The 14,335-nt window shown below is 52.8% G+C and carries 9 protein-coding genes; 3 read left to right on the top strand and 6 right to left on the bottom strand.

What is annotated here, in order from left to right:
- Positions 1–105: 105 nt before the first annotated feature.
- A complete protein-coding gene (locus tag ACI4OH_RS07130) occupies positions 106–3,015 on the bottom strand; it encodes a metallophosphoesterase family protein (RefSeq protein WP_432645950.1) in 2,910 nt (969 codons plus the stop codon).
- A gap of 194 nt (positions 3,016–3,209) precedes the next feature.
- Positions 3,210–4,562, bottom strand: a complete 1,353-nt coding sequence (locus tag ACI4OH_RS07125) for an MFS transporter (RefSeq protein WP_432645951.1) — start codon at positions 4,560–4,562, stop codon at positions 3,210–3,212.
- 288 nt (positions 4,563–4,850) lie between these two features.
- On the opposite strand from ACI4OH_RS07125, the gene ACI4OH_RS07120 reads away from it, so the two are divergent.
- The 3 genes from ACI4OH_RS07120 (at position 4,851) to ACI4OH_RS07110 (ending at position 10,650) form a co-directional block, all read left to right on the top strand.
- The gene (locus ACI4OH_RS07120) at positions 4,851–5,705 is read left to right on the top strand and encodes a helix-turn-helix domain-containing protein (protein ID WP_435721462.1); all 855 of its coding nucleotides are present in this window, start codon (positions 4,851–4,853) and stop codon (positions 5,703–5,705) included.
- 111 nt (positions 5,706–5,816) lie between these two features.
- A complete protein-coding gene (locus ACI4OH_RS07115) occupies positions 5,817–6,665 on the top strand; it encodes a deoxyribonuclease IV (RefSeq protein ID WP_439784493.1) in 849 nt (282 codons plus the stop codon).
- Positions 6,666–6,756: 91 nt separating this feature from the next.
- On the top strand, positions 6,757–10,650 hold the full coding sequence (locus ACI4OH_RS07110) for an EAL domain-containing protein (protein WP_435721464.1): 3,894 nt from the start codon (positions 6,757–6,759) through the stop codon (positions 10,648–10,650).
- A 102-nt stretch (positions 10,651–10,752) separates the two neighbouring features.
- Here ACI4OH_RS07110 and ACI4OH_RS07105 read toward each other — a convergent pair whose 3' ends face one another.
- The 4 genes from ACI4OH_RS07105 to ACI4OH_RS07090 all read right to left on the bottom strand — a co-directional run.
- Positions 10,753–11,757, bottom strand: coding sequence for a GGGtGRT protein (locus tag ACI4OH_RS07105; protein WP_295712743.1), 1,005 nt, complete (start codon positions 11,755–11,757; stop codon positions 10,753–10,755).
- A gap of 54 nt (positions 11,758–11,811) precedes the next feature.
- Positions 11,812–12,507, bottom strand: a complete 696-nt coding sequence (locus ACI4OH_RS07100; RefSeq protein ID WP_432645956.1) for an iron-sulfur cluster assembly scaffold protein — start codon at positions 12,505–12,507, stop codon at positions 11,812–11,814.
- Positions 12,508–12,627: 120 nt separating this feature from the next.
- Positions 12,628–14,157, bottom strand: coding sequence for a 2,3-bisphosphoglycerate-independent phosphoglycerate mutase (gene gpmI / locus ACI4OH_RS07095; RefSeq protein WP_439784492.1), 1,530 nt, complete (start codon positions 14,155–14,157; stop codon positions 12,628–12,630).
- A gap of 32 nt (positions 14,158–14,189) precedes the next feature.
- Positions 14,190–14,335: triose-phosphate isomerase (locus ACI4OH_RS07090; protein ID WP_439784499.1), on the bottom strand; the 146-nt coding region annotated here is incomplete at its 5' end.

The following is a 14,335-nucleotide window of genomic DNA, read 5'->3' as shown; positions in this document are numbered from 1 at the left end:
CAATGCTGGTCTTTTTGCATGCCATCATATAAATGAAATATGCCAATAAAAAAGAGAGCAGGAATTTTCCTGCCCCCTTGGAGAGGTTTTCGTTGAAGCGAAATATTAACCATGAATGACATCGGTGTATTCCGGATACTCGCGCAGGCGGTCAACCGGCGGAAAGCCAACGGCCCCTGTAAAGCGGCCGCGCTCCCAGTCGGGACGCGTCGACCAGAACATATCGGTGAAGTCCCGCTCATTGGAAGCGACGACCTGATAACTCAAAAGTTCCGGAACAAAAGTGCCATCCGGGCCGACCTCGGCCGAAAATTCCGTGCGGATGCGCAGATACTGTGCTTCCGGCAGATTCGAGATATCGATATAATTAGTGCCGTTTTTCAGGACAATCTGACGACTGCCCTTGATGGTTGCCATATCATCCGACACTTCAACCGTAGCCCTGAGCCCTGCCTGCAGCGGCAGATGCGTTTTGGCCTTGAGCTGTGTGAAACGCCAATATTTCTTCTGCGTTTTGAAAGCCGGATCATAGACAGCCGGATGACGCCATTCCGTCGTATGCGTGCCGACCTTGAGGATATTGCGGAAATCGAGCCAGACGGCGAGATTCTCCCCCTTCGGCCCCTTATTTTCCGGATGCTCGTAAATCTCCTCATTATCCTCGGCCGTCAGTCCCGACTTATAGAAGCGGACCTGGCCGATATGAGCCGGCAGATGCGTGAAGTACTTCGGACGGCCGATTTCCGGAATGACGTGGCCGATATAAGAGTAGCCGACAAAGATAGGCTGATCATCCCACTGGCGGATTTCATTGTCCTCAGCAATGCCGGCGACATGGGCAAGCTGCTGGCCATCGCAGTAGGAATCCCCGCCGCGCTTTTTATCAAACGTCATCGTGTACTGTGCCCAATCGCCAATTTTCGCATCGCCGCCCTGCCACGAATATTCCGTGATGTCATGGCAGATGCCCCATTTGAGGCCGCCCGTACGCTCCACGACCATGCGCAGGCAGTACGTCGCGCCCCAGCCAACCGACTTGCCGCGGACCATCAGCGGGTTATGTCCCATCTCATTGGGACGTGCCAGGCGGTCGATTTCAGCCCAGACCATGCCCGTAAAGCCCTGCGGGGCTCGAAGGTCATGGCTTGCCGGAATCTCGATGTAATCGCCGTACTGCTCAAGGGCCACTTCCATATGCCCATCGACTTCGCGAACTTTCGGCGAGCCGTGCAGCAGGGCCGTATGGCCGTGGCCCGACTTATCGAGCACGCGCGGGATGATGCGGATGCCGCCCTCAATCGAGACTTCCTTAGGCAGCTGGTCGGCGATGCTGACCTGATATTCGCCGCCCTGCTGGAATTTATAATGGAATTCGATATAGCGCTTCTCATGGCCGCGGAAGAACAGGCTCTTCGTCTCCGCAATGCGCTGATTGATATAAAGCGGTACCGAGACAAAAATCTCATGGTCGAGATTATTCGTCGCCTCAATGCCGGCAATCAGGCAGTCGGCAGCTTCGCCCCTGCCAGCGCGGACTTTCATATGCGCATAGGAAAGCTGGGTCGGCTCAAAGACGACCAGCTTGAGCTCCTGCTCACCGACGCGCAGTGTGTGTTCGCCGGTCTGCACGGCCTGATAGAAGGCACCGACCTTGCGCTTTTCTCCTGGCTTCAGGACGATGACCTGACTGTTCTCCTCCGTGCCAAACAGATTGATTGTATGCTCTGTCTTGTTGTCGAGCAGGTCAATCGTGACCTCTGCCATGGCCGTGCCGCGATTCTCCGCCAAGGCCCGGATTTCAACGTTGCCGTTATTGTCAACGCGGCGCAGTTCAATATCCGAAAGCTCCACAGCAGGTTCATCATGCGTCAGATGGATGGTGTCGACGAGTTTTTTCGTGCCGTCCTCGAGGAAGCCGTAAATATGATAATCAATGGCCTCTTCACTCACGTCAAGGATGCCAAAATTGCTGTTGCCCGTGGCTATGACTTCAGGGAACTCGCTGAGCAGGCGTTTCTCGCCGGCACTTTCCTCATAGGCAGCGGCAGGGTCCTGTGCACTGCCCTCACAGATATAGACCGTGCGCGCGCCGATTTTCGGATTAACGGAAACCGATTTGATATAGTAATGAAGATGGCCGCCGAGCACGAGCTGTGCGCCGCAGCGTTCCGCGATGGGCACGATATAGCGGTTATTCAGAGGATCCGTGTACGGATGATGCATCATGAGGATGCGCCATTTCGCCTTTTTTGCCGCAGGGCTCGTGAGGTCGTCTTCGACCCATTGCAGGATGCCATCGATTTTTTTGCGCGTTTCCGCGTCGAGCGGCATCTCAGAATTGACGGCATTCATCTCAAAAAGGCCCCAGGGGTTGCTGTCCACAAACGTGAAATGCACAGGCCCGTAGTCAAAAGAGAACGTATTGCCGCCGTCAGCCGTGTGGACCGTGCGGCCCTGCGTTGCTACAAAGTAATCATCATAGAACGGACCGTCATCATGGTTGCCATGCACATAGTATGCGGGGATGCGCGCGAGAATATCCGGGATCTTGTGGAACCAGTTATCCTTGTACTGGTCATGCTGATAGCCCGTGCCGAAAGAAATATCACCGCCATGCAGGATAAAATCCGGCTTCTCCTCGGCTATCATCTTCTTGAACAATTCGCTGTTATGGAAGAGATGCGAGTCCGAAAGAGTCAGGATGTGCATCGTCTTAGGCTTTGCCTGCAGCGTCTTAAAAGAGGCCGCTGCCACTTCGCCGCCGCCCGATACGGTATAAGCATATTCCGTATCCGGAGCCAGATTGCTGAGGACCGCCGTGTAGATGTACGCACCCGCTGGATACTCCTGGCACGGCCCTTCCTTTTTGCAGCAGACATCCCCCTTCTGCTCCGTACCATCGGCCGTTCTTGCCGTCACCTGAAACTCCTTTGGCGCAGCTGTTTCCCAGGCCACTGTGATCTGCGTGGCGCGCGGGTCCAGAAGATAGGGCCCGTTGATGATATTCTTGTTCATATGATCTCCTCCAAGATCTGCCATGGTCCTTCCTTCAGCTGCAGCCATCAACACCATAAAGCTGGCAAACGGTACACCAAGGGACTAGGGTCATTTATTCCATAAACTACAATAATTCATTTCTGCCTTAACATAAATCATTCTTTCCCTATATCTATCTTAATAATAGTAGAGAAAGAATGATTTAGCAAATCTTATTCAGCTTCTTCGTCCGAATCCTTATGCTTCTTTGCCCAGAGAGTCGGTACGATGAGGATCGTCATGATGGCAACCGAAGCGATCCAGAAGGTCGTGATCGTCTCAAAATGATACGTCGTGACACCATCGACAACAACTTTAGCCGAATCCACCAGAATACCGTTGACGATATCCTGCAGGGCTGCACCGCCATAAGCGAGCAGGCCGATAACACCCATGGCAGCACCGGTTGCTTTGCGCGGGCAAAGGTCAACAGCGAGCAGGCCGCCGACAAAGCAGAGGATGACGCCAAGGCCAAAACCGAAGATGGCAACACAGATCGAAGTGAGCGTCGGGTCGCCAGCCGGTACATAGCAGACACCAGCGATACCGATCAGCATGATGACGCCGAAAACAATCGTCGTAACGGAATGATGCGAATGGAAAATCTTATCGGAGATGATGCCGGAGAAGAAGGAACCAACACCACCGAGAATTGGCGAGAGAGACATGATACTGCCGGCCGTTACCAGGTCAAAGCCCTTTGCTTCCTGCAGGAAGATAACGCCCCAGCTCGAAATGGAATAACGGGAAATACCAAGGCAGATAGCAGCAGCGGCGAGCAGCCATACATACGGGTTCTTGATAACCATGAGCTGTGCTTCCTTCGTGGAAACCTGCTGCTCTTTCTTTTCCTGTGCAACTTCACCTTCAAATTCATTTGCAGACGGCAGGCCGTACGTCTCTGGACGGTCACGCATGAAGCGGTACATGATGAAAGCGAGCACGATGCAGCAGACGCCTGGTACGAAGAACGCTGCGTGCCAGCCGAGTGCGGCGATGATCAGCGAAGTGCCGAGGTACGTAGCACCTTCACCAACATAATGTGCGATACTGAAAACACCGTAATAAGTAGCTAACTGGCTCTTTGCAAACCATTGGGACAGGGAAACGATACACGGCGCGGAGCCCATGCTCTGGAACACGCCGTTGACAGCCCAGAGTACGATGAACACCCAGGTCGTATTGCTCATGCCGAGGATGGCATTGACGATAGCGGCACCGAGTAAGCCCAGCGGTACGATCTTCTTGATATTGCAGTGGTCGGCGATAAAGCCGTTTGCGCATTTACCGATGGCGATGGCAACGAGCATGCCAGCGCCCATCATGCCAAGTTCAGTCGCTGTGAAGCCATCCTGCAGCATTGGCTTTTTCGCAACGCCAAGCGTCATGCGCATAACGTAGTACATACCATAACCAAGAATCATGGCCGTAACGGCCTGGACACGTGCTGTATGATACATCTTCTTGACCACAGCCTTGTCCTGAATGCGAGGCTTATCTGGTCCTGTCAGAAACCATTTCAGCATTTTCTCCACCTTACCTTTCCTCTAAAAGCCGAAACTATAAGTTCTTTTTTCCAATCTCTCCGGAAAAGACTGGATTTTTTGTGATTTATCAGTATAATAATAAATATGAAGATTAAGTTTCCCAATAGTCAACCATCAAATTATCATCAACTGATCTTTCTGGAATTTATTATACCGGAATATGCCAAGAAATTTCTCTGAATTCTTGGTCCGTATTGTGCGAAAACTTATAATTTTTGTTTTTCCCAACGTATTTTCTAGTATTTTAACGCAGAAAGGTCGAATATCATGCCCACCATCCCGTTTGGCAGCCCCAAACAATCGCAATTCGAAATTGGACGGCGGCCTTACCTCGAGTCTGTTGAAAATCTCAATAACACCACAGCATTCGGCACATTGAAATCCCACCATGAAATGGCCGAGCTGCTCTTTGTCGAAAAAGGCCACTGCCGCCTGCTCTTAAAGGAAGGCAGTCTGCAGCTGCGCACCGATGACCTCGTGCTCATCAACAGCGACGTTTTGCACGACTTCAAGGTAAATACCTCCTTCATGGCCTTTACCCTGCATGTCAGTGCCCTGCAGCTCTGCGGACTTGCGCCGGGGCAGCTCGTAAAAACGCCGCAGCCCCTTGTCCTGCATCTTTCGCAGGAAGGACAGCATGCGTTTCTGCGCGGCCTGCTCAAAGAAATCAAGCTTTTTGCCGCGTTCCACGATGACAGCCCCGACCGTGCCGAGATTGCCGCGGGGCTCGTACAGGCCCTGATTCTCACGACGGTAAGGCTGGCTGCATCGGCCAATGAGAACAGTGAAGAAAATGCTTCCTTTAATATGGGCACACGCATCAAGGAATACATCGATGCCCATTATCTCGAAGAGCTCAAACTGCCGGATATCGCCGAAGCGCTGCACATCAACCTCTATTATTTATCACATACGTTTAAGGACCTCACGGGGTCCTCGCCCATGCAGTACATAATAAGGCGCCGCATCGACGAGGCTCAGACACTGCTGCTCACGACTAACATGACCATCACGGATATTGCGATGCAGTGCGGCTACAATAACTCCAATTACTTCCAATCCGTATTCAGCAACATCGTCGGCATGCCGCCCGGAAAATACCGCAAGACATGGTCAACCTAAAAAATCACCAGCCAATTCGCTGGTGATTTTTTTTGCGCAGTGCCATCTAAACGTGTTACAATGAACAAAATACGGAAAATTATTATTGATAAAGAATAGAGGTAAATTTTTATGATAAAAACATCTCAGCTGCACATTGGCTGCCATCTCTCTTCCGCCAAGGGCTTTCTCGCTATGGGCAGGGAAGCCGTAAAGCTCGATGCCGATGTCTTTGCCTTCTTTACGCGCAATCCGCGCGGCGGCAGGGCAAAAGAGCTCGACCTTGACGATGTCGCGGCCTTTCTTGCCTATAAAGAAGAACATGGCCTTGGCACGCTCGTCGCCCATGCCCCCTATACGATGAATACCTGTGCGGCTAAAGAAAATCTGCGCGTCTTTGCGCACAATGCCATGGCGGATGACCTCGCGCGCCTTGAGCATCTGCCGGGGAATCTCTACAATTTTCATCCGGGCAGCCACGTCGGGCAGGGCGCGGAAAAAGGCATTGAGCTTATCGCCGGACAATTAAATGATGTAATCTTCCCCGAACAAAAGACGACCGTCCTTTTGGAAACGATGGCCGGCAAGGGCACGGAGGTCGGCCGCAGCTTTGAGGAGCTGCGCGCCATCATTGACCGCGTCGAGCAGCAGGATAAAATTGGTGTCTGCCTCGATACCTGCCATGTCTGGGATGGCGGCTATGACATCCAAAATCATCTCGACGAAGTCTTGACGGAATTTGATAAAATCATCGGCCTTGACCGCCTCAAAGCCATCCATCTCAACGACAGCCAAAACGAGCGCGGCAGTCATAAAGACCGCCACGCCCGTATTGGTGAAGGAAAAATTGGCCTTGAAGCCCTCGTGCGCGTCATCCGCCACGATGCCCTCAAGAACCTGCCCTTCATTCTCGAAACCCCGAATGACGCCGCCGGCTACGCCCGCGAAATCGCCATGCTGCGCGGGAAAGCAGAAGCCTAAAAGCGAAATAATTTCCTTTTCCTCTTTCCTCAAAATATCATATAATAAAAACAAACAGCTTTATCCCTATCGTCTTTCAAAGGAGCCCCCTATGGAGCATACAGCAAACAAAAATCCGGCTGCCCATACGCAGGGCCGGTATCATACCATATTGCCCAGCATGCAGGAGTTCTTCCATTCTGCAAAAGAACAGCTCGAGCAGGAATGGACTTCCTGTCATATGTTGAAATCATGTCCTGTGTTCTTCAACATCACGAACTTCCATCTCTATAATGCCGCTTATGGCATCGAGAGCGGCGACCAGTGCCTGCGGCAAATCGCAGCCCTCCTGCAAAAGTATTTTCCCGATAGGCTTATCACACACCTCGGAGCAGATCACTTTGCCGTGCTGGCCGATGCTGCCGACGTCAAGATCCGCGTTGAGGCTGTCTGCCATGAGGCCAGATTCCTGCTGACCAGCCCCAATATCGAGCTCAAGGCCGGTATCCGCTATCTTACAAAACTTTCGCCCGATACTTCTGTCCATTTTTTGTTTGACAATGATGCCGCACTTGCCTGCCATTCCGTCAAACAGGATGCCACGCGTCATTTTGCCGTTTACACCGAAGAGATGGGCCGCCTGCACCGGCTGCGCAATTACGTGCTCGAAAATTTTGAAACGGCATTGCAGAATGAATACATCAAGATTTACTACCAGCCGGTCATCCGTTCTCTCAATGGCAAAATATGCGGAGCAGAGGCCCTCGCGCGCTGGGAGGCACCGGAGCACGGACTGCTGTCACCGGATATTTTTATTCCTGTATTGGAAGAGGCCAATTTAATCCACCAGCTCGACCTCTATATGGTCAGAGGCGTTGCGAAGAGACTGCGCTTCCTGATGGATCAGGATACGCCCGTCTGCCCCGTATCCGTCAATCTCTCAAGGCTTGATTTCCAACTGACGGACCTTGCATCTGACATCGAGTCCATCTTGAAGCGATACGACCTGCCCCGCTGTCTCATCCACCTTGAAATCACGGAAAATGCCCTGACGGCCCAAAGCCAGTCCATCCGCAGGGGGATTAAACAGTTTCAATTGATGGAATATCAAGTCTGGCTCGATGATTTCGGCAGCGGCTATTCCTCTTTGAATGTACTCAAAGATTTCCATTTCCACACCCTGAAACTCGACATGGCCTTTTTGCGTCCCTTTACGAAGAAAAGCCGTACCATCCTGACGGCCATCATCCGTATGGCGAAAGAACTCGGCATTCATACACTCGCAGAAGGTGTCGAAACAAAAGAGCAGGCTGACTTCCTGCGGGGAATCGGCTGCGAAAAAATACAGGGGTACTATTTTGGCAGGCCGCTTCCAGAAGAAGAATCCCACGAACGCTGTCATGACCAGTCTCTGAAGATTGAAACCGAAGAAGAAGATACGCTCTTCAGTCAGGCCGGACTTATCGACATCAGCCGTGCCCTGCCCGTGGCCATCGTCTACGATGACAATGAGAATATACGCATCCTGCAGTGCAATTCCGCTTACCTCAAAACACTCAACAGCATTGGCACCAAGAACCTCTCGGACAGCAACTACTTTCTCAGTGCACCGGACTTTCCCATGCGCCATAAATTCCGCCGTTTCATCAACAAAGCAAAACAGAGCGGCCAGTCGGAATCCATGACGTATGTCGATAACGGGCAGTATCTGCGTGTCAATCTAAAGACCATTGCCCAAGTCGGACAAAAGGCCATCCACCGCGCAGAACTTTACAATATCAGCATTGATGAGGCCGTCAAAGACAGGGAGTCCAGACGTTTTGACCAAATCGTGCGCAATATCATCCTGACATTTGAAGGACTCTGGTATTTGGATATGCAGTACGATACTCTCGATATCATCGAAAGCGTTTCGCCGCAGTATAAGGCAGGCATGAGCATCCCCCATATCGATGAGGCCCTTTCTGTCTTTGCCAGCCGCTACATTCATCCATCCGACCGCCAGCGCTTCCGAGAGCTTTTTAAGAAGGACAATTTTTATGAGGCAGCCTCTGATTCCCATTGTTCTGAAGTATCTGCACCGTTCCGCATGCTGCGCACCAATGGCAGCTTTGACTGGCTGTTTTTTACGGGTATCGTCATGGTCAAGTCACCTGCCAAGGATGTCCTGATATATTTGACGAAAAATCCTCTCGACCATCTGCCCGACCGTCAGCAGCTCATCCTTGAGATGCTTAAATCGTACGGTATGGAACAAAATCTCTTTACGCCGCCGGACTCCGGCCTGCAGCATGTCTTCTGGCAGACGTTTCTCCATCATACCAAAAGTAAGTTTTTCTGGAAAGACCGTCAGCACCGCTTTCTCGGTGCCAGCAGAGCCTATCTGAACTGGCTCGGTCTTGCGGACGAAGCCTGTATTATCGGCAAGACCGCTCAGGAAGTCGGCATTTCCCTTGATGTCAAGGGCCGGCTGCAAAAAGAAGAAAATGTCATGTATGCGGGCAAGGCAATCGAGCATGCCGCAGAAACCGTGATCTTCCGGCAGAAACTCTATTACGTTTATGCATCAAAGTATCCCATTTACCAGCAGGAAAAAATCATCGGCATCATGGTATTCCTTGAAGAGACCAAATGCCTAAAAAGAAAAGATGAACACCTGCCAAAATCAGCAGCCGCTGCTCCGTCCATTCATTTTCCCTACGAGCTCTTTGAGAATACGGCCGATGGCATCGTCATCACCGATTTGGAAACATATGACGTACTTTACTGCAATCCGGCCATGCGCAGGAGCCTTCATCTGGCACCGGATGCTCCCTGCAAAGGAGAAAAATGCTATGCGCTCATGGCAGGGCTGACGGCGCCATGCGAAGACTGCGTGCGGCCGCAGCTGAGCTACGGGCATGCGCATAAACGCGTCTTTCACAATCCAATTGCCGGCTTGGACTTTCTGCTGCAGGATACGATCATCAGCTATCAGGGACGAAACTGCCAGTTCACCAGAATCCTCAATCTTGCGGATTACATCCATCGGGATACTCATGTCAAGGAAACGCTTTTCCGCGAAGCATCCATCAATGACGCCATCCGCCTCGGCATGTACGAGCTCAATCCGGAAGACGGCATCAAAAGGATTCTGGCCCGCATCGGCCAGCAGCTGCATGCCGAACGCATGCTGATCATCGAAGAGCAGGACAGCAATGTACAGGTTACCTATCATTGGACTGGGGACAAAGCTAAAGACCTGCCTTCCGACTTTCCTGCCATTCCCCGCACCGAGCTCTGGCCTCTCTTCAATCTGTTTGCCCAAAAACAGACGATTTCCCTGCCGGACCTCGATGCCTTCTGGAACATACATCCAGACTATGCGCCGCATCTGCCGGGCATCCGTCAGCTCGTCGCATCCCGCCTCATACTCGACGGGCAGCCTTTGGGCTTTGTCGAGGCCGTCAATCCAGCCCCTGAGCATATCCATGATGCCGCGCTGCTGCTCTCCACGCTGACGCGCTTTCTCGCCATTCTGCTGCGCAACCGCGATATGATGAAGCGTCTTGAACACCTCAGCAAGGTCGACCAGCTCACCGGCATTATGAACCGCCGCGGACTGCTCGACCGCATCAGCGCCTTGCCCGCAGACCGCTGCTACGCCTTTTTCTTCGGCGACCTCAACGGCCTTAAGGAAACGAACGACACGCAGGGGCATGAAGCCGGCGACCGGCTGATACAATCCGCTGCTGCCGTCTTCGTGCATGTCGGCGGCGAAAACAACGTCTTCCGCATGGGCGGCGATGAATTTCTCATGCTCTATGAAGCCCGTGACGAACAAAGTGCCAAGGCCATTGAGCAGAAACTCAACGAACATTTTGCGGCCGCCAAGATCAGCATTGCCCTCGGCTGGACTCTTGCGACCACGCCAATCGACAATATAGACCCAGTTCTTGCACGTGCCGACAGCCTGATGTACCAGCAGAAAATTCTGCACCACCGCACGCGTCATAAACATTCGTAAAAAAAGACAGCAAAAGACCGCAGTCCTTTTGGACTGCGGTCTTTCTGCTGCCTGATGAAAGTCTTTTGACTTCCATACCCTATGCAAAATTCGCCGTGCGAATTATTTGTTCATTGCTTCCTGTACAGCAACAGCAACAGCAACGGTCATGCCGACCATCGGGTTGTTGCCTGCACCGATGAGGCCCATCATGTCAACGTGTGCCGGAACGGAGGAAGAACCTGCGAACTGAGCATCGCTGTGCATACGGCCCATCGTATCCGTCATACCATAGGAAGCCGGGCCGGCTGCCATGTTATCCGGATGAAGCGTACGGCCCGTGCCGCCGCCCGATGCAACGGAGAAGTACTTCTTGCCCTTTTCAACGCAGGCTTTCTTGTAGCAGCCGGCAACTGGATGCTGGAAACGCGTCGGATTCGTGGAGTTGCCCGTGATGGAGATATCAACATCTTCGTGCTCCATGATGGCAACGCCTTCCTGAACGGAATCAGCGCCGTAGCATTTAACCTTAGCACGCTCCGGATCCGTACCGTATTTGATTTCTTCAACAATGTTGAGCTTGTTAGCCTTGAAATCATAATCCGTTACGACATACGTAAAGCCGTTGATGCGGCTGATGATCTGAGCAGCATCTTTGCCGAGGCCGTTGAGGATGACGCGCAGCGGGTTCTTACGAACTTTGTTAGCCGTCTTAGCGATACCAATAGCGCCCTCTGCAGCTGCGAAGGATTCGTGGCCAGCGAGGAAAGCGAAGCAGCCAGCTTCTTCCGAGAGAAGCATAGCGCCGAGGTTGCCGTGGCCGAGACCAACTTTGCGGTGGTCAGCAACAGAACCCGGTACGCAGAAAGCCTGCAGGCCTTCGCCGATCGCTTTAGCAGCATCAGCAGCCTTCTTGCAGCCCTTCTTGATGGCGATAGCAGCGCCAAGCGTGTAAGCCCATTTTGCATTCTCGAATGCGATCGGCTGGAGATCTTCTACGATCTGATACGGGTTGATGCCCTTCTCGTCGCAGACTTTCTTAGCATCTTCAATGGAAGCCAGACCATACTGTTTGCAGACTTCGTTGATTTTATCAATACGGCGCTCATAGCCTTCGAATAATGACATTCTATTCATTCCTTCCTTTTACCTTGAAACTCGGAATCTCGTTACGCAAAGAGATTACTCTTCACGCGGATCGATGAACTTAACACCGTCAGCGAAGCGGCCCTTCGTGCTCGTGTTAGCTTTGATAGCCTCGTTGGCATCTTTGCCGGCACGAACAGCTTCCATGACTTTGCCGAGCTGTACGACTTCGTAACCGATGATGCGGCCTTCTTTGTCGAGAGCCAGTTTCGTGACATAGCCTTCTGCGAGTTCGAGGTAACGCGGGCCCTTCTTGAGCGTGCCATACAGCGTACCGACCTGGCTGCGGAGGCCTTTGCCGAGGTCATCGAGGCCAGCGCCGACCGGCAGACCGTTATCGGAGAAAGCCGTCTGGCTGCGGCCATAAGCGATCTGCAGGAACAGCTCGCGCATAGCCGTGTTGATTGCATCGCAAACGAGGTCCGTGTTGAGTGCTTCGAGAACCGTGAGGCCCGGAAGGATTTCAGCAGCCATAGCAGCGGAGTGCGTCATGCCCGAGCAGCCAACCGTCTCAACGAGAGCTTCCTGGATGATGCCGTCTTTGACGTTCAGCGTCAGTTTGCAGGCACCCTGCTGCGGAGCGCACCAGCCAACACCATGGGTCAGACCACTGATGTCCTGGACGTTCTTGGATTTTACCCATTTGCCTTCTTCAGGAATCGGGGCAGCACCATGATGTACTTCCTGTGTTACGCATGCCATGTCTTCCACTTTCTGTGAATAAGCAATCATTGTTCGTATTCCTCTCTTTTCTAAAATATAATACTGAGGTGCATTCTCCATGGAGTCAGCATCAAGGGCAGGAGACCTGCCCTTTTCCCTGCTCAGGGGAATGCTGCCTCTATCTCGCCATTAAAGCTCTACGAGGTTCTTGCCCGTCATTTCTTTCGGGATCTCAAGACCAGCCAGCGTCAAAAGCGTCGGTGCGATATCGCAGAGAGCGCCGTCCTTGACGGACTTGACACGGTCCGAAACCACGATGAACGGCACAGCGTTCGTCGTGTGCTTCGTGAACGGCTGGTTGTTGACGTAGTCCATCATCTTATCGGCATTGCCGTGGTCAGCCGTGATGCAGACCTCGCCGCCGACTTCCTTGATGGCTGCCACGAAGCGGCCAACGCAGGAATCAACCGTCTCAACAGCCTTGACAACTGCCGGGAAGACGCCCGTATGACCAACCATGTCGCAGTTTGCATAGTTCAGGATGATGAAGTCGTATTTCTCGGAACGGATGGCCTCGCAAACCTTATCCGTGACTTCGACAGCACTCATTTCCGGCTTGAGGTCGTAAGTAGCGACTTTCGGACTCGGAACGAGGATGCGGTCTTCGCCTTTGTACGGCTCTTCGACGCCGCCATTGAAGAAGAACGTAACGTGTGCGTACTTCTCCGTCTCAGCGATACGGAGCTGCGTGAGGCCGTTGTCCTGAATGATCTCGCCGAGAGTCTTGTCGATGTGCTCCGGTGGGAAAGCGACAGCAGCATTCATGCCATCTTCGTACTGCGAGAACGTCGTGAACGGGATGTGAAGATTCTCATCGCGCTCAAAACCATCGAACTCTTTGTCAACGAAAGCATGCGTGAGCTGACGTGCACGGTCCGGACGGAAGTTGAAGAAGATAGCGCCATCGCCGTTCTTCATGCCTTCATAGCCCTTGACGACAAACGGCACGACGAACTCATCGTTGACACCGTTCTCGTAGCTTGCCTTGAGGCCCGCCACCGGATCATCGGCGACCACGCCTTCTGCGTGAGCAATGGCCTCATATGCCTTCTGCTCGCGGTCCCAGCGATGGTCGCGGTCCATGGCGTAATAACGGCCGGCGACCGTGGCAATCTTGCCTACGCCGATTTCCTTGCATTTTGCCTCGAGTTCCTCAAGGTACGGCTGTGCGCTCTGCGGCGGCACATCGCGGCCATCGAGGAAAGCATGGACATAGACTTCTTCAATGCCCTGCTGTTTTGCCATCTCGAGCAGTGCGTAGAGATGACCCTGGTAGCTGTGTACGCCGCCCGGGGAAACAAGGCCGAGAAGATGCAGTGCACCGCCATTTGCTTTTACGTCCTGCATGCTCTTGACGAGGACTTCGTTCTTGAAGAAGTCGCCGTTCTTGATGTCACGCGTAATGCGCGTGAGCTGCTGGTAAACGAGGCGGCCGGCACCGATGTTCGTATGACCGACTTCCGAGTTGCCCATCTGACCATCCGGCAGGCCGACGAATTCGCCGGAAGCCTGCAGATGACTCGAGTTATAATTTGCGATGAGGCCGTCGAGGACCGGAGTCTTCGCAGCTTCTACCGCATTGCTCTTGTCGAGCTTGCCACCGAGGCCGCAGCCATCCATGATGATGAGAGCGACCGGTGCATGTTTGATTTTTGCCATTGTAGAATACTACTCCCTTTAAAGGAAAACAATCAGTAGTTTACGATCTCGCTGAAGTCCTTAGCCTTGAGCGAAGCACCGCCAACGAGGGCGCCATCGACGTTCGGCTGTTTCATGAGATCTTTGATCGTAGCCGGCTTGACGCTGCCGCCGTACTGGATGCGGATGCCGTCAGCTG

It is taken from the genome of Mitsuokella apri (assembly GCF_051886055.1).
In the GTDB taxonomy this organism is placed as follows: Bacteria; Bacillota; Negativicutes; order Selenomonadales; family Selenomonadaceae; genus Mitsuokella.
This window is presented reverse-complemented; position numbering and strand designations above follow the sequence as displayed.

What these genes read in the sequence shown, in the direction of transcription:
- ACI4OH_RS07130 (WP_432645950.1), bottom strand. Translation starts at nt 3,015, where the DNA reads ATGAACAAGAATATCATCAACGGGCCCTATCTTCTGGACCCGCGCGCC.
- ACI4OH_RS07125 (WP_432645951.1), bottom strand. Translation starts at nt 4,562, where the DNA reads ATGCTGAAATGGTTTCTGACAGGACCAGATAAGCCTCGCATTCAGGAC.
- ACI4OH_RS07120 (WP_435721462.1), top strand. Translation starts at nt 4,851, where the DNA reads ATGCCCACCATCCCGTTTGGCAGCCCCAAACAATCGCAATTCGAAATT.
- ACI4OH_RS07115 (WP_439784493.1), top strand. Translation starts at nt 5,817, where the DNA reads ATGATAAAAACATCTCAGCTGCACATTGGCTGCCATCTCTCTTCCGCC.
- ACI4OH_RS07110 (WP_435721464.1), top strand. Translation starts at nt 6,757, where the DNA reads ATGGAGCATACAGCAAACAAAAATCCGGCTGCCCATACGCAGGGCCGG.
- ACI4OH_RS07105 (WP_295712743.1), bottom strand. Translation starts at nt 11,757, where the DNA reads ATGTCATTATTCGAAGGCTATGAGCGCCGTATTGATAAAATCAACGAA.
- ACI4OH_RS07100 (WP_432645956.1), bottom strand. Translation starts at nt 12,507, where the DNA reads ATGATTGCTTATTCACAGAAAGTGGAAGACATGGCATGCGTAACACAG.
- gpmI (WP_439784492.1), bottom strand. Translation starts at nt 14,157, where the DNA reads ATGGCAAAAATCAAACATGCACCGGTCGCTCTCATCATCATGGATGGC.